This window comes from Lachnospiraceae bacterium oral taxon 500, assembly GCA_002999035.1.
Lineage (GTDB): Bacteria > Bacillota > Clostridia > Lachnospirales > Vallitaleaceae > W11650.
In genome coordinates this window covers 1,256,170-1,272,900 of record CP027241.1, presented here as the reverse complement: position 1 = coordinate 1,272,900, position 16,731 = coordinate 1,256,170, and the positions used below count along the sequence as shown (strand labels likewise).

Sequence of the window (16,731 nt, the reverse complement as noted above, 5' to 3'; positions counted from 1 at the left end):
TTTTCCTGCTTGGCTTTGCGCCGATTCCCATTTCCTTATGAAATATTAAAAAAATATTTATTTCTTATTTTATCGCTAACCCGGCGGAATGTCAAATCTAGTTTTTTTATAATAGTTTACAAACTGGTTTTGGTGTGCTATAATAAATACAGGCAAAACGACAAGAATGCTCAATGAACACAAGAAAGGCCACGAGGTCGCAACTCGTGGCCTTTCTATTTTGTTTTGGTAAGGTGGCTTAGGCCTTAGGCTGACTACCTGTTTTCATCTCTATCCAGCCATTTACAGATACAGTGGCAAACTATACCTGCCATAATAGAAACGATAAACGACAAAAATATACTCAACAAACACACCCCCTTTCCGTACCAATATAGGGGTGGTAAGCCTATCCATTATCTCATAAGGGCACGGCCGCAACAAGAAGCCCTTTTAAAAAATTATGGGAATATGGCGCACAGCATAAATGAATATGCCCGCTTCGCGGTCGCATTCATCGATATCACTTTAGACTTTCGGAACATTATCAAGATGCTTTAAAATTCTTCTTGACTTGGAGCTAACTCCAAGGTCTATACTACTGTTAAATACTTCAGGTATTTATTCATTGTTCTTGAAAGGAGGCTCTTTATTTGAAAATCAAAGACGTTGTTGAATTAACCGGAACCACAGCTGATACATTACGTTACTATGAAAAAATAGGTCTATTGCAAATTGAAAGAAAAAATGGTGTACGTTCCTTTTCGGAGAAAAATTTAGAGCAAATTCACATGATTTCACAACTGAAAGAGGCCGGGTTTCTGCTCAAAGAAATTGTTTTTTTGTTTACGTTTGATGATGTCATCGAAAATCCCATGTGCTTAAGCTCAAAAGATGAACAGGTTTTAACGGATCTAAAAGATCTTGTCTTTACTAAGTGTAACATGACTCGTGAAAAAATAAGCCGAATGCAGAAAAGCGTTAACACTCTGGAGAAAATGCACTCCAAGTTAGCGGATGCACTTCAAAGCGGAAAAATGGAGGGATATACTAAATGAAGAAAATACTTTTTAAAGCATTGCTGAGTATATATGCAATTCTAACCCTGTTAGCGGTAATATCAGATTTGAGTGTTAATCCATTCAATCTTGCTCATTTATTCTTTTTTATAGGATGCGCAATGCTTGTTGGCGTAGCATTCTTAAAAACTTCTCATTTACTTGTGCTTTTGATAGCGGGATTGGCTTGTATGCATATCGCAGCTATTATTACCGGTCTGATGAATGATTTCCACTTATCTCATCATATAGTAAGAGCAGCTGTTTCCCTGACGTTGGTATTAATGTTCCTTCGAATAAAATCTTAAAGGAGAATCTATGAATAATGGATTATCAATTAAAACAGGGTTTTTATGGATTTTTATTTGGTTCTGCTTTATGATTTTATATACCATCCTTGATATAGTGATTTGGAGGAAGATCGTTCCGGATTATAGCAGAATTCTGAACACTATCACTGTTATTTTGTGCATGGTATCATACTTTATTTTATTAGAGAGAAAGACACATTTCAAAGCAAAAGTATTTGCGAATATTTCACTTTATGGAGCGCTGTTGGCTATAGCTTGTTCCGTATTATTCTACTTCCTTTTGGATAAAGGTTTAGACCCTATATTTGAGAAGCTTTTTCCCGCAAGTAAGGAAAACTATCAGCAGACAATTCAATCAATAAGTGCTGCACCCATTATCAGCTTACTTGATTTTTGTATTCTGGCACCTGTTATTGAAGAGGTTTTAATGAGAGGCTTTTTACTTGAAGGCTTATCAGTAAATTATGGAAAAATGGTGGCTTTAATCATATCATCGACGCTTTTTGCCTTGCTTCATTTTAATTTGATTCAGATAGTCCCTTCTTTTATCTGCGGTTTGATACTGGGATTCCTTTACTTCCGAACAGGTTCACTATTTCCCTGTATACTCGCTCATGCAGGATATAATCTGATTTCTTATGTTTTGACAGTTTTGCCTTTATGTAAATAAATAGAAATTTATTGGGGAGTTCTCCGCCGTCAGACCAAATGCTCCGCTTGAAATTATTCGCCGCGGTCCTTTTAGGGCATCGGATTTTGCTACGCAGTCTGCCGGCGTGGCGCCGCAAAATGAATATGTCCGCCGTGTTTTCCTAATCCTTTGATTGATTTTGAGCTTACGCTTCTTTATTCCAGCAGGATAAAAACGGCGGTTATCGTTACAATCGGATAGTGTATATATAGGCTTCTTCGTTGTCGAAAACAAAATTTCGTAAATATGTACCACCATTTTTTTTAATCGTTTTTATTGAAGCGGTGTTATTCTTTTCTACTGATAGTTGAAGACTTTCTAATCCCTGACTTTTGGCTAAAGTACATATCTGCTTTAGAATTTCAGCAGCATAACCTTTTCTGCGTTCAGTAGGACGTACACTATATCCACAGTTGCCAAAGTCTTTAAGAAAATCATTTAGCTGATATCGTAAATCTACTATTCCTACAATTTTGCTATCAGAGAGCCTAATCACAAAAAAAGTATCCGTTAAAACCCAATTAGGATCAACAGTTTCCGATTTTGAATTTACTGTTACTTTTTCTAACCATTCCTCATAAGATTGTATTTTATCAAATAATTCGCTTCCGTTTATAACATATTCCCCATAATCAAAGTGTTCCTGTCTGTAATTAAGTGCTTCATTTTTTAATGATAGTGTAGGCTTTACAAGCTGCAATTTATCACTGTTTACCATTAATGTGTCCTCCGTTTCTTATTTTAGTATGAGCTGTTTAATTTGCTTAAGAATTCTTCCGGGCGTTTCTTTAGAAACAGGCATAAGCTGGCTATACATTCGTACTCCTTGATAGGAAAATACAATTAAATCAAATATACTGTTGGTGTCTACTTGCTTAAACTCACCACGCGAAATCCCATATTCTATCAAGGTATTCCATGATTGATAAGATAGTGCATATCGCTTTAATAAGAGGTTTTCACTTTCGCTTATCTCATCATTGCTAAAATATTCATAAATTGCCATGCTTAATGAGCCTTTTGTATCAAGCATTTCCGCTTCATACTTGTCTAATATGCTTATTAGAATTTCTTTAGCCGGAACATTGTTATCAATGCTTTCTGAAAATAGATTGTTCTGATCGTCTAAAAATTCAGATATTATTTCTGAAAAAATCACATGGGTACTATCGTAATGGCGATATAATCCACCCCTACTTAGCCCTGTAGCTTCGCAAATATCTTTCATTGTAACGATTTTAAAGCCCTTTTCGGCAAACAGTATTTTTGCTTTTTCTTTTATAAACTGTTTCGTTCTATCACCTTTTTTTGACACTACATCACCCTTCCTTCTTAAAAGCGACTCGCTTGTCGCTTTTTTATTATAAGACATGCGTGTCGCTTTGCCAATGTATTTCAAAGAAAGGTTTCTAAGTAAATAAATTTGTGTCTAACACAGTCCACCATAAAACATGAATACTCCGGATATAATTTTAATTTTATCCCAGGCCTTAAAGCTCCATTTTTTATCCGAAAAATCATTTCTTCAAAATCCTTTTTATCTTTTTCCCAACTGGCAATCGTTTCTTGTTTCTCTTTTTCACTATCATAGTCTTCATCAGCGATAGCTTCATTTATAGCCTCTTCAAAATATTTTCGATTCTTTTCTTCAAGGTTATAAAATCTTTCTTTTTGGTTTTTTAACCACAAAACATAAAAATATTCTTCCCATTCTGCGATATAATAGTACTCAACACAATCGCCGCAAAGATTTAAAAAAGTGTCATATTCTTCAAGCGCATAATAGACATCAATAATTTGGTCTTCTGAAATATCATCCGTATTTAAATTATAATTACGATCCTGTCCATGCTTTACTTTCCCTGCATAAGAAATTGCTTTATTTTTATTTCCAAGATACACCTCGCAATAAGCTAAACACAATAACAAACGCATTCTATCAGGATAAATTTTGAGTAAGTCTATAAATATTTCTTTTGCTTCTTCATATTCCTTAAGTTCATATAAAGATACTGCATAGTTTAAGGAAGTTACATAGTTTTCATCCATTCCTCTCGCTATCTTAAAGTAATTATAACTTATTGATAAGTCACTTTCCTCTCCAGAGAATTCATACTCACTAAAATAATAGAGGCCAAGACCTGTATAAGTTTCTGCAAATGGTGAATTCAAATCTTCAGCTTTATTAAAATACTTTAAACTATCTTTGGAAAAATCATCCCAAAAAGCCATATTAGTATAGATTCTTGCTTTTTGGTTATCTCCTAAAGAATTTTCAAATTCGTTTAAAAATCCATCCAGAAATTCGATATAGTCAAATTTTTCATCTCTAAGTTCCACCTCTACGGAAGCAAGTGTACAAACCACATCAACATCGGATGGACATTCTTTCTGCTTTGCTAAAAGATAACTTTTCATTCTTTCGAGATACTCTTTTGAGCTTTCAAAATCGCTTAAAAAAACTTGATTATATCTCTTTTCATATTCTGTTTTTAATTCATCCCAATAAACTCTGATTTCATCTAACATTTTCACGAATGGCCTTTCTATAACATAAATACCTTCTTACTATTACAACTCCAACTTAAAATCTTATTTGGGCAATACAGCACCTCGTGTGGGGGTGCTGCTAAAACTGCAAATAAAAACAAGCGGTAGGTTAGGCCGCTTGTTTTTCTACCCTTGGTTAGAGGGGGAAGATTACGCTAATAATCTTCAAGGTTAATAAGGTAAGGCTATTTAAGGAGGCTATCTGACACTATAAGTGCCATTTAGCATTAAATGTATTGATAATGAAAATCAACATCATTTATGAGTATGATTATATCAAAAATATTTCAAAAGTCAAGCAGTAAAATTTACCAAAATCAAATGAGAATATTTATCATTTGCTGTGTAAATTTAATTATTTTCTTAACAATTTTTCTTCGGTTTCCCTCTTTACTTTTTGTTCTCTATCAGCAGGTATTCTCTCCTGCCCTACTTCTATTCCAGAGGCAGAGAAGAAATCGCCGATTATCCGGCGTTCTTAACTGCTAATTTTTCCCTGCCGGCTGCTCGGTATTTTTAAGCGGCGGCATCACTCTTTCATAAATTTTCAAAGCATCCGCTTTTTGGGTCTTGGTCGGCTTATAGATATTGTCAAGCGGCGCACCCAAAGTGACTAAAAGATACGGCGTTTCTTTTTTCAGCGCCAGTGTTGCCCAGCACAGACCGGCCTTACCGGTGGTGCCGGATTTGCCGCCGATAATATGAAAGCCCTTTTCCTCATTTGGCGAAATACTGCCCAGCACCGTACTGGTCAGCCGCAGCCCGCCGGGATGCTGCCATGTTTTTCCGGTGGTATAGGCCGCCGTGGTAAAGATCCGATAAAAGCGCGGATCCTGCAAGGCTTTTTCCAGAAAAATAATCATATCTTGGGCCGTCGTATATTGTCCTTCCGCGTCCAGCCCTTCCACCGTCTGAAAATGGGTATCATTCATGCCCCACTCCGCCGCTTTTTGATTCATCGCTTCAATAAAAAGCGCCTCTTTGCCCGCCGTCCGGATCGCCAGTGTGCCGGCCGCTTCCGCTCCGGAAGCTAAAAGTGCCGCATACGCCAAATCTTCATAACTCACCTTCTCATTAGCGGAAAAACCGGCAATGCTGGCACCGAAACGCAGCACCCGGCTGCGGTAAGCACCGGCAATGCTGACCTTTTGCTGTAAATCAGGAATCTCCTGCAGAGCCAGATAAACCGTCATCAACTTGGTCAGTGAAGCCGGAGCCAGACGCATGGTTTCATTTTTTTGCCAGACAAAAGTTTTCGTTTCATTATTAAATAAGCACATCGCTTTGCTTTGATAATCATCCGTCAAATCGTTCAGTCGCTCAATCTCCAGCTTTTGATTGACCTGCCGGTCTGCCGGCTGAAAGAGCCGCATCAGCAAGACGGCCGCTTCGGCTCTGGTCACGGATGCCGCCGCGGAAAACGGCTGAAATTCCGCATTGGAAATCACTCCGGCCGCTATCATCTGCTCAATTGCTGCCTGATAGGAACTGTCGCGCAGGGCAAAAGCATCGCTGACATACTCCTGCAACTGACCTTTTAGGGTATGGCTCTCACCCAAAGCCCGCTCGGCCAGCGCCGCCAAAATCATGGCCGCTTCGGCCCGGGACAGCGGCTGGTCGTAACCGGCATCTGTCTCCGCCAGCAACGCAACGCCATATCCGTCCGCCCGTTCAAGCAGTTCGGCATAAACCGTAAAGCCCTGCGCCGGCAAACCTTCCGGTGCCATTTGTTCCGTTGTTTTATTCTCATTTTCAGCCGGTTTTTGGCTGTCCGGTGCCGTTTTACTGTCCGCCTTTATTTCCTTTTCATCTATCATTTGGCTCTTGACCGCAGCTTGATCTTCCGCTATGGTCTGGCTTTCGGCTGCCGTTTGGCTGTCCTCCGCGGCAACCGGGCTATCCGCTGCCTCTGCCGGTCTGATCTGACTCAGCCATTGCAGTGCGGCCGCTAAAAACTCCTGCCGGCTGATGGGCTGCTCCGGCTGCAAGCGGTTTTCGGCATCCGGCAAAAGCCCGCCTTTCACCGTCAAAAGTTCCAGCGCCTGCCGGTACGGATGTGTTTTTAAAACATCACGGTCGCTAAACTGAGCCAGCGGCTTTTCCGGGATAAGCAACTGGCCGCTTTGCACCAAACCGATAAACTCTTCGTAGCATAAATCATTTTCATATAGATACGTCGCCAGCGGCACGCCCAAATAGCGAATATGCCACGGCTCATAGGCATAGCCGGTAATGGCTTCCTTGCCCTTGGGATAGCGAATGATAAAACCATAGCGATGGGCATTGGCGGCCAGCCACTGTCCTTCCCTGGCTTTGCCCAGTCGTTCCTCTAACGCATTGCCGACACTCGGACTGCTGATATCAATACACAAGCCGCTGTGGTGTTCGCTGTAACCGGCCACCGAGCTGTATTGATCGGCATGCTTCTGGCCGTATTTTTTGACATTGCGGGCATAAACCTCTTTTTGATAGTCAATGGAGCGATAGGCCGACACGCCGTTCAGGACAACACCTTCCTGCGCAGCGGCTGCCACCAGCTGCTCCACCGCAGTAGCCGCAACCGAAACCAGCAGCTTCCGGCTTCCCGCTCCGCCAGTAAAAGGAATCCCGGGCATGGTCAAATTTTCCGGCACAAAATCCGCCGGCAAATAGTTTTGTTTATTGAGCAGCACGAAACGGTGATGCGGCTGCTTAATCAGAGCAGGTTTGCCCGCCTCCAACGAATAATCCTCAAAACCGGCACCCTGCAGCTCATAAATCAGTTCCTCCGACAGCGCCGGGTAAGTTTTGGGCGCCACTCCGGCCTCTTTCCCGCGACCGCTGCTATTTTCCGCTAAAGTGATATTGGTAATATATAATACTCCTATGCAGGACAGCAGCAGAAAAATGGAAAGTGATAATTTCATCAAGTACCGGCGTTTCATAACAAGCTCCTTCAAAAATCTGATTTTCAGTCCTAAAAACTTAAGTTTATTGTAGCGGAAAAATGGGGAAATTGCAAGGGAATTACTCAACTTTCCCATGTTCGTCAGGACAGCCGGTTCCAGTTCAGGCCGGTTTTTGGGGATTGTTTTTTAACTGAATTTACTATATACTGAAAACATAAAGTCGGTAAAATATCTTAGAGGAGAAACCGATGACAGCTAATAGTTTTTTCCAATTATGTTGTTCGGTATTTTTAGGATTTCTTGCTGAATAAAAGCAGCAATGGAATCACATTACAATGAAATCACAAAAAAGGAGGTGGAAATGAAAGCGGAAGTTTTTTTTAAAGACTGCCTTGATCTTGACTATCCGGGGCTGACACAGGTAAAGGAAGCGGTTCGGCAGGATGATTACGCCGCTGCCAAAAAGGAGTTTGGCACGTATCTGCGCCGGACGCTGGATCCGGAACGTTTTTTCACGATCCCCTACGAAACGCCGGAAAATGTTTTTAAGTATCCGGGCGAAAGCGATGCCGAAGCCTGCCAGCGAATTGTTCAAAAAAATGTTTTTCTGTCGGTTGGTGTGCCATGCGATTTCGGAGTCGGCCAACCGGTGGACTGGCTGGCAAACCCAACCGCCAATCAGTACAAGGAGTGGACTTGGCAGTTCAGCCGGCACAATGAATGGAAAATGCTGGCGCATGAGTACCGCTTAACCGGCGATGACGCTTACGCCCAAAAAGTGGCCGCACTTTTTCAATCCTGGCTCACCCAGGCACCTTGTCCGGAAAGCGCACCGGGCTACGATACCAAATGCTGGCGCACGATTGAATGCGGTATCCGCATGGGCGCCAACTGGCCCTATGTTTTGTTTGCTTTTTTCCGGACGAAGCATTTTACCGATGAGCTGCTCTTTCAATGGTATGCTTCGGTCTGGGAACACGGCAATCGTCTGTTCCATTTTTGCACCAAAAATAATTGGCTGCTGATGGAAATGAACGGTCTGGCTCACATCGGTATCTTATATCCGCAGCTGCGTCAAGCGAATCTCTGGCTGCAAACTGCTCTGGAAAAAATGCTGGCTGAGGCTAAACGCCAGTTTTATCCGGACGGTTTCCACTATGAATTGACGACCTGCTATCACGAGGTTGCGGTCAATAATTACCAGCGTCTATTTGAAACCGCCAAGGCCTTTGCCTATCCGCTGCCGCCGGAATTGTTCGCTGTCTTAAAAACAGCTTGTCATTTGAATGTCCAACTGATGATGCCCGACGGTAAACTGCCTGATATCAACGACGGCAAAAAATGGGCTGTCGCGGAAATCCTGCGGCCCAAGCAAAGAATGATTCCGAACGATCCGCTGATTGACTGGGCCGCCAGCCAAGGGGCGGAGGGGATCCCCCCGGAATATACCTCTGTTGCTCTGCCCTACGCCGGTTTTTTGGCGATGCGAACCGGTTGGGCCAAAAACGATACCTGGGCCCTCTTGGATGCCGCTCCCTTTGGCAAAGGACATCAACATGAAGATAAGCTGTCTTTGCTGATTTTTGCCGGCGGCCGACTGCTTTTGACCGAAGGCGGCAATTATGCATACGATGACTCGGACATGCGCCGATATGTCCTCTCCAGCCGCGCCCATAATGTTATCCGGGTCGATGGCCGGGGGCAAAACCGGCGGCAGGACTATGTTTGGCAGGAGGATGACATTACCCGCCAGGCACCTGATTTTGGCTGGCATATTCATCCCGACTGCGATTACGCATCCGGCAGCTACCGGGAAGCGTTCGATGATTTGCCGGCCGGCAGCGTCGTCCATCAGCGAGCAGTGTACTTTATTAAAAAAGGGCCGGCTGCCCCCTTCTTTTTGGTAGTTGACCGCCTGACCGCCGAAACCGAACACGAATATGAAATGCTATGGCATATTGACGACGAAAGCCTGAATCTTACGCCAAACGGTGCTTTTTCCAATGACATGGCCGTTTTGTTTTCTCTGCCCGGGCTGTCCCTTTCCATTCTCTGTGGCCAGACACACCCGGAATGGCAGGGGTATCTCGCTACTTCGGCTGAGCAGGGCATGTACCGGCCGGTTAATTGTCTTTCCGCCAAAATCCGGGGAAAGAATCTGCGTATCGTGACTGCTTTTTTCCCGCAGCCGGCAAACAATTCCGTGACCGCTCTGCGGGCAGAAGAGGCGCCGGCCGATCAGACGATTGACCTCATCCAAAAAAACGGCGACATTTGGCATTTTAAAGAAAGTGAATTGCAAAAAGGCTGTCTGCCTGATAATTTTATGCTGTCAATGTCAAAAACGTGAAAATCCGTTGCGAGATCTCAACGCAAAAATTCTCATCTTTTGACATGCTCACATCATTTTATTAAACTCATCTCTAGAAAGGAAGGATAATTTTTATGAAAAAGCTACTATCTTTATTGCTTATCTGCGCTTTAACCCTCGTTTCTTACGGCTGTACGCCATCGACGCAAAACACTCCCAAAAGCGAAGACCCGGCCCAAACTTCTGCTGATAAGCCCGCTGATAACCAAACAACCGCTCCCCAATCAGAAGAAGGCGGCAAAAAACTGGTCATTGCTTTGCAGACCAACAGCTTTGTCACCGACTATGACGACAATTATTTTACCAAATATTTAGAAAATAAACTCGGCATCGACATTGAATTTTATCAGCTGCCGGCCGCCAATGATGAAGTTCGCACCAAAGTTTCCTTAATGACGGCCTCCGGCAGCAATCTGCCCGATATCCTGATTGTCAGTAATGCCCTGACACCGGAAACCATTTTGCAATACGGCAGCAGCGGAATTTTCCTGCCGCTGAACGAATATCTTCAAAATCCGGAAAAAATGCCAAATTATAACGCTATTCCCGAAGAAGACCGGAAAACGATGAATGATACCCAGACCATGGCTAACGGCATGATGTACAGCTTGTCCCGGTTTGAGCCGGAAACCTGGAATCTGACCCCAAACCGGACTTTTATCAACAAGGCTTGGTTAGATAAGCTGGGCCTTGCCCTGCCAAAGACAACCGATGAACTAAAATCCGTTTTAAAGGCCTTTTATGAAAAAGACCCCAACGGCAACGGTCTTAAGGATGAAATCGGTGTTTACGGCTTCCAAAACGGCGGCTATGGGCAAAACGTTATCGCCAGCCTAATGAATGCTTTTGAGTTTTGGAATAATAACACGATGAACGGCGGGCTGGCGCTTTCCGCCGACGGCACCAAGGTAATCGCTCCCTTTACTACCGATAACTTCAAAGACGGACTGCTTTTTATGAATGAACTTTACAAAGAGGGGCTGCTTTCTCCCGAAACGTTTACCGATGAAGACACCCAGTTTAAAGCCACTTTAAACCATGACCCGAGCATTGTTGGCCTGACTTCCTGTGGCTCGCTGTCTAATTATCCTGATGCTTACAACAATAAAAACTTTTTGGAAATGGCTTTGTTGCCGCCGCTGACCGGGCCAAACGGCGCTTGTTACACACCGTATACGGAATATTCCCCGGCGCAGACTTTCTTTATTTTCAGCTCTTGTAAAAATGTTGATTTGGCCATAAAGCTGGCCGATGAATTTTATGATCCGGAAACTTCCATTATCGCCCGGTTTGGCGAAGAAGAAGTTGACTGGACGAGAGACGAAAAAAAGCTGGCCGGCATGACCAATGCTTACGTTGAAGAAAAGCTCTACGATAAGGTTAGCATGGCCTATATTTCCAACTACTGGCAGGAGCCGTGCAACAAAACCTGGCATAATATCAATCCGCGCTATGCCAGCCTGACTATGGCGAACACAGTTGCCAATGGCACCAAGCCATATAATCCGGAAGAACTGGTCGGTAAAAACTATAACTACTATTTTACCAAGCACCCGGAACATGTCCTGCCGCTGCTGCATTACAGCGAAGAGGAAGCCGCTAAAGTGCAGGAAGCAATCGCCAATATCCCCGGTTATATCCAGCAATCGATGGCTGAGTTTATCACCGGCTCCAGAGATATTGAAGGCACTTGGGATAAATATTTGCAGGAGCTGGAAAGCATGGGTTTAAACGAGTGGCTGTCCATTGCCCAAGCCGTTTATGAGCGCAGCAAATAAGACTGCTTTGCCCGTCCGGCATTGACCGGACGGGCATCTAAACTGGCTGCAGCTTGCCGCCAGTGACGCCAAAAACACATTTGCTGCCGCAAGGCCGCACCCGTTCGCGTATGGGAGGAGGAAAATCGTGACTCATTCCAAAATAACAAAAACTCCGTGGAAAAAGATAAAACTCCGCTGGCAGCTCTATTTACTGCTGCTGCTGCCGCTGGCTTATTTAATCGTATTCGCTTATTTCCCTATGGGGGGACTTGTGATCGCTTTTAAGAAATATAACATCGCTCAGGGAATTTTCGGCAGCCCCTGGGTGGGACTGGATAATTTTATTAAGTTTTTTTCTTCTTATAAGTTTGCCAATATTATTCAAAACACGCTGGTTATCTCGCTTTACAGTCTCTTGGTATCCTTTCCCATTCCGATTGTATTTGCCCTGCTGCTGAACGCCATGCTGAATGAAAAATATAAAAAAGTCATCCAAACCGTTACCTATATTCCCTATTTTATTTCAACCGTAGTCATGGTTGGCCTGATTATGCAGATTTTAAATAACCGCAGCGGCATTTACGGCAGTTTTTATACCTTGCTGACCGGCCGGGTAGCTGCCAATATTTTGACTAATGGCAAACTGTTTAAACATATTTATGTCTGGTCAGGCGTATGGCAGACGACCGGCTACAGCGCCATTATTTATATTGCCGCTTTATCCGGTGTTGATATGACGCTGCATGAAGCAGCTACGATTGACGGCGCCAGCCGGATGCAAAGACTGCTGTATGTCGATATTCCGGCCATCCTGCCAACTGCCAGCATTATGCTGATTTTGGCGGTCGGCAACATTATGAATCTCGGCTTTGAAAAGGTTCTGCTGATGCAGAACAATCTGAATTTGAATTACAGCGAAATCATTTCCACCTATGTTTATAAAGTCGGACTGGCCAGCGGCCTGAATGATTTTTCTCTCTCTACCGCCATCAGTATGTTTAATTCGGTCGTCAACTTCTTGCTGCTCAGTCTGGCTAACTGGGGCAGCAAAAAACTGAACGGCAGCGGTATTTTTTAGGAGGTTGCCATGCATCGCAGAAAATACAGTTTGAATGATAAGCTTTTTTATTTTTTCACTACTTTGATTTTGACATTATTTTTCCTTTTGGTGCTCTACCCTTGTATTTATGTGATCAGTGCTTCTTTTTCCACCGGAACGGCTGTCCAGAGCGGAAAAGTCATCCTCTTTCCGGTTGACTTCAGTCTGGAAGGCTACCGGACGGTTTTCCACACTCCAACCGTCTGGTTGGGCTTTAAAAACTCACTTTTTTATACCCTGGTCGGTACCCTGATTAACATTACCATGACCCTGACCGCCGCTTACTGCTTATCGCGCCATGACCTTTACGGCCGTAATTTTATTATGCTGCTTTTTACTTTTACCATGTTCTTTAACGGTGGTATGATTCCGCACTACATACTGGTACAAAAGCTGGGATTTTTAAATACTGTCTGGGCTCTGCTGATTCCGGGCGCGATTGGCGTATATAATCTGATTGTCTGCAAGACTTTTATTCAAAATACGATTCCCACCGATCTTTTGGAGGCTGCTCAAATCGACGGCTGTTCTGATTTTATGTATTTTATTCGAATCGTTCTGCCGCTGTCCAAAGCAATCATCGCCGTGCTGGTTTTATTTTATGGGGTAAGACACTGGAATTCCTATTTTAGCGCTATGATTTACTTAAATGACAAGAATTTATATCCTTTGACTCTGTTTTTGCGGGAAATTCTAATGGCCGATCAAATTGACCCGTCAACGGTATCGGATCCGGAAATGCAGGCCAAACTGGCGCAGTCAGCCGGGGTCATCAAATATGCCCTGATTGTGGTCAGCATGGTACCGGTCCTGCTAATTTATCCCTTTATTCAAAAATATTTTGTCAAAGGCGTTATGATCGGGTCAGTTAAGGGGTAGGGCAGCCAGTGCTTTAAAATTATTCAGATCAGATTGCTCGGAATAAAGCAATTATCCGCGTCAATCGGTATCGGCTGCTCGCACATGCAGATGATGCCGCCGTCTCCACGCTTCAAGGCCGCTTTGTCAATCACACTGTATTTTTTGACTTCACGGCGGTCAGGTGCGGCACTCTTTTTAATCTCCAGCGGATGAATGACATTGTTCTCCTCAACAAATACATCAATTTCTTTGGCGTTGGAATCTCTGAAATAAGTAAGGTTCACCTTGGACTTGGCATAGGCGTAGTTCTTGACCAACTCCATTACCACATAATTTTCGTAGTAATGGCCGCTGGCAGCACCGCTGCGCAGCGTATCCGGTGTCAGCCACATAGATAGATAGGCACAAAGTCCCGTATCACAGAAGTACAGCTTCGGTGTTTTGCTGAGTCGTTTTAGTTCGTTGTTGGCGTACGGTGCAAGCAAATAGATGATATCAAGTCCTACCAGCACCTTCAGCCATTCCTTGGCGGTGCTTGGCGCAATGTCAGCAGATTCAGCCAGCGTTGCGTAATTGACCTGCTCTGATACAAGGGCAGCGCAGCCTACAAGGAATTTGCGGAAACGCACGGTATCGGTAATCCCGCCTGCTTCGGCAACATCACGCATCAGGTAAGTGTCGATATAGGAATTAAAATACTCTTGTCTGAGTTCATCATCCACCCCCTGCACTTGCGGCATACCACCCTCCCAAATATGATGAAATACCTGAATCACATCGTTTTGGGGAAGCTTCCGCTGCCTTGCCTGCAAGGTGGCCAACGAGAAATCCAAGTCGGTATCGAACACAAGCCCAGCTTTTTCTCTTGCGGATAAACCGTATAGTTCCAGAATACCAATTCTTCCGGCAAGGGTCTCACGTACTCTTTTCATCATCTTGTACTGCTGCGAACCAGTAAGCCAGATAGAACCTGTTTCGTCGTTCTCATCGCAAATAATCTTAATTTGCTCGAATAGCTCCGGTGCTTTCTGCACCTCGTCAATGAGAATCGGCGGCTTATAGGTCTGGAAGAACAATACCGGGTCAGATTGGGCAAGCGCCCTTGCCATTGCATTATCCATCGTGACATAGGTTCTGTCATTGCCGGCCAAATGCTTTAACATCGTTGTTTTACCGACTTGCCTTGCCCCCGTTACAAGAACGACCTTAAAAAAATCATTGAGTTTTAGGAATTTCCTTTCAAGCTCTCGGGTAATGTATGCCATGATGCACCTCCTTTTTAGGATAATCGGTGACTAATCATATTTTATCATATTTCGGGACGTTGTCAAGAAAAGCCACACATTATAGTTTGGGCAAAAGAATTTTCCGTTCCCCTCTTGTCCATCTCGTTAAAATATGTTATATTATTTTTAGTTTTTACATATATAAACTTTATAATTGTCTTTGGCCATGTCCAAAAGGCTCTCCGCTGAAGCGGCATCAAACTGATATCAGACAGCTTTTCGGCTGAAGCCGAAAGCCGGCAAAAGAATTTGCCTTTCCTGACCGAAAATGAATTTTTTCAAGATAAATAGCAAGCCTAACCGCTGATTTGGCGCCGTGCTCGTTATCACCGGCTTTTGGCAGCATTTGAAAAAATGATTTTCGGTGGGTGATCACGAGAAAATTTATTATGCTTAAAAAAGGAGAATTCCATGAAACCGACTTTCAAACCTGCCGAATTAACCAAAGCTGCCTTTTTTATTGCCATGGGCATTGTTCTGCCGATGGGCTTCCATTTCTTTCAAATGGGCGGTCCTGTTTTTCTGCCCATGCATATTCCGGTACTGTTGGCCGGCTTTTTCTTATCACCCCTGCCAGCTGTTATGGTGGGTTTATTAACCCCCTTGCTTAGTTCTATTCTGACCAGTATGCCGCCGCTGTTCCCAATGGCCGTTATTATGATGGTAGAATTGGCTGCTTACGCCGGACTGGTGTCCTTTAGCCGCCAGCGCCGTTTGGTGGAAAACCGAAGTCTGGCGCAAATTCTCTGCCTGCTGATTGCTATGCTTGGCGGCCGGATTGCGGCCGGCCTGGTGGTCTTTGTTCTTTCCCTGACCGTCGCCGGAATTCAGCTTTCGCCGCTGCCCTATCTTATCGGTGCAGTGACCAAAGGTTTGCCCGGTATTATTTTACAGTTAATCTTTATTCCTTCACTTCTGCTGCTGCTGAATAAAGCCCGCGTTTATGATAATTAAAATTTCACTCAGCTTTTGCCGGCAAGTTCCGCCTGCCTTTAGCGCGCATGCTGCTAATAAACCTGATCTTAAAAACTAAGCTTATCCGCATTCATCGGGACAGCCATTTTTAGGTAGGCTGCGTGCCACGTGGAAAGCGCAGCGTTTCACCACTTCTGTTTGCTAAAAGGCTGTGTCTTTTTGCTTGACAGGTTCGCACCGTACAGAAAGCGCAACGTTTCGATATTTGGAAATTGGCAAAAGACTTTGTTTTTTGGCCGAATACACTTCGTTAGAAATGAAACAGAAAGGAAATTTATGTCTACTTTAATGCAGGAGTTTTTTGACCAGCGGGCTGAGCAGTGGGACAGCCGCGTGCACAATGACCATGACCGGATCGCCGCTATTTTGCGCCTGACCGGCCTGAAAAAAGGACAAAAGGTGCTTGATATCGGCTGCGGTACAGGTGTGTTGGTGCCGCATATTCTGCCCTATGAGCCGGCCGATTATCAGGCGATTGACGTGTCGGAGAAAATGATTGCACTGGCCCGGCGCAAAGCCGAAGGCAAACCGGTGCGTTTTCATTGCGCGGATGTTATGGAGTTTGCAGAAACGGGCTTTGACTGGGCGATTGTTTTCAACGCTTATCCACATATCCTGGAGCCGGAAAAACTGGCGGCTGCACTCCGCCGGATTTTAACCGGCGACGGACGAATGGTGATTGCCCATGACCATAGCCGGCAGGTTATCAATCACCGGCACAGCGGCCCGGCCAATCATCACACCATATCACGGACGCTGCAAAGCGCCGCCGAGGAAGCGGCTGCTTTCGCGCCGTACTTTACCATTGATATCTTGGTGGATACGCCGGACTGCTATATTTTGTCGGGAGTCGTCAAAAACTGACTCTGTCGAAGGGCTTTGCGTTTCTACGCGGGCACAAC

14 protein-coding genes are annotated in these 16,731 nt (G+C 44.1%); 9 read left to right on the top strand and 5 right to left on the bottom strand.

The genetic code is table 11. The features are described from left to right. The first annotated feature begins 632 nt into the window (after positions 1-632). Genes C3V36_05870 through C3V36_05860 form a run of 3 tightly spaced genes read left to right on the top strand, consistent with a single transcriptional unit; the run spans position 633 to position 2,018 of the window. Positions 633-1,037: a hypothetical protein gene (locus C3V36_05870; GenBank protein ID AVM68803.1), complete on the top strand. Its 405-nt coding sequence runs from the start codon at positions 633-635 to the stop codon at positions 1,035-1,037. Further along, on the top strand, positions 1,034-1,345 hold the full coding sequence (locus C3V36_05865) for a hypothetical protein (protein AVM68802.1): 312 nt from the start codon (positions 1,034-1,036) through the stop codon (positions 1,343-1,345). The genes C3V36_05870 and C3V36_05865 overlap by 4 nt, the downstream gene beginning before the upstream one ends. Before the next feature lie 10 nt (positions 1,346-1,355). Further along, positions 1,356-2,018, top strand: coding sequence for a CPBP family intramembrane metalloprotease (locus tag C3V36_05860; GenBank protein ID AVM68801.1), 663 nt, complete (start codon positions 1,356-1,358; stop codon positions 2,016-2,018). Between the two features lie 208 nt (positions 2,019-2,226). Here the strand turns inward: C3V36_05860 and C3V36_05855 are convergent, their stop codons facing one another. From C3V36_05855 to C3V36_05840, 4 genes are all read right to left on the bottom strand, one after another. After that, positions 2,227-2,757 carry a GNAT family N-acetyltransferase gene (locus C3V36_05855; GenBank protein AVM68800.1) on the bottom strand — a complete coding sequence of 177 codons (531 nt, stop codon included), beginning with the start codon at positions 2,755-2,757 and terminating at the stop codon, positions 2,227-2,229. 18 nt (positions 2,758-2,775) lie between these two features. Beyond that, positions 2,776-3,354 carry a TetR/AcrR family transcriptional regulator gene (locus C3V36_05850; protein ID AVM68799.1) on the bottom strand — a complete coding sequence of 193 codons (579 nt, stop codon included), beginning with the start codon at positions 3,352-3,354 and terminating at the stop codon, positions 2,776-2,778. 80 nt (positions 3,355-3,434) lie between these two features. After that, complete coding sequence (locus tag C3V36_05845; GenBank protein ID AVM68798.1) at positions 3,435-4,568, bottom strand: hypothetical protein; 1,134 nt, start codon at positions 4,566-4,568, stop codon at positions 3,435-3,437. A gap of 506 nt (positions 4,569-5,074) precedes the next feature. Continuing rightward, positions 5,075-7,612, bottom strand: coding sequence for a hypothetical protein (locus C3V36_05840; protein AVM68797.1), 2,538 nt, complete (start codon positions 7,610-7,612; stop codon positions 5,075-5,077). A gap of 184 nt (positions 7,613-7,796) precedes the next feature. Between C3V36_05840 and C3V36_05835 the strand changes: the two genes are divergently transcribed. From C3V36_05835 to C3V36_05820, 4 genes are all read left to right on the top strand, one after another. Beyond that, positions 7,797-9,827 carry a hypothetical protein gene (locus C3V36_05835; protein ID AVM68796.1) on the top strand — a complete coding sequence of 677 codons (2,031 nt, stop codon included), beginning with the start codon at positions 7,797-7,799 and terminating at the stop codon, positions 9,825-9,827. Positions 9,828-9,922: 95 nt separating this feature from the next. Next, entirely contained in the window at positions 9,923-11,626 is a 1,704-nt protein-coding gene (locus C3V36_05830) for a hypothetical protein (GenBank protein ID AVM68795.1), read from the top strand. Positions 11,627-11,750: 124 nt separating this feature from the next. Continuing rightward, positions 11,751-12,686, top strand: coding sequence for a sugar ABC transporter permease (locus C3V36_05825; protein AVM68794.1), 936 nt, complete (start codon positions 11,751-11,753; stop codon positions 12,684-12,686). Between the two features lie 9 nt (positions 12,687-12,695). Continuing rightward, a complete protein-coding gene (locus tag C3V36_05820; GenBank protein ID AVM68793.1) occupies positions 12,696-13,586 on the top strand; it encodes a sugar ABC transporter permease in 891 nt (296 codons plus the stop codon). A gap of 23 nt (positions 13,587-13,609) precedes the next feature. Here C3V36_05820 and C3V36_05815 read toward each other — a convergent pair whose 3' ends face one another. Then, positions 13,610-14,833: a GTP-binding protein gene (locus C3V36_05815; protein AVM68792.1), complete on the bottom strand. Its 1,224-nt coding sequence runs from the start codon at positions 14,831-14,833 to the stop codon at positions 13,610-13,612. 432 nt (positions 14,834-15,265) lie between these two features. On the opposite strand from C3V36_05815, the gene C3V36_05810 reads away from it, so the two are divergent. Then, the gene (locus C3V36_05810; protein AVM68791.1) at positions 15,266-15,808 is read left to right on the top strand and encodes an ECF transporter S component; all 543 of its coding nucleotides are present in this window, start codon (positions 15,266-15,268) and stop codon (positions 15,806-15,808) included. 297 nt (positions 15,809-16,105) lie between these two features. After that, positions 16,106-16,693 (top strand): class I SAM-dependent methyltransferase, encoded by a 588-nt coding sequence (locus tag C3V36_05805; protein ID AVM68790.1) that lies wholly within the window; start codon positions 16,106-16,108, stop codon positions 16,691-16,693. The last annotated feature ends 38 nt before the right edge of the window (positions 16,694-16,731 follow it).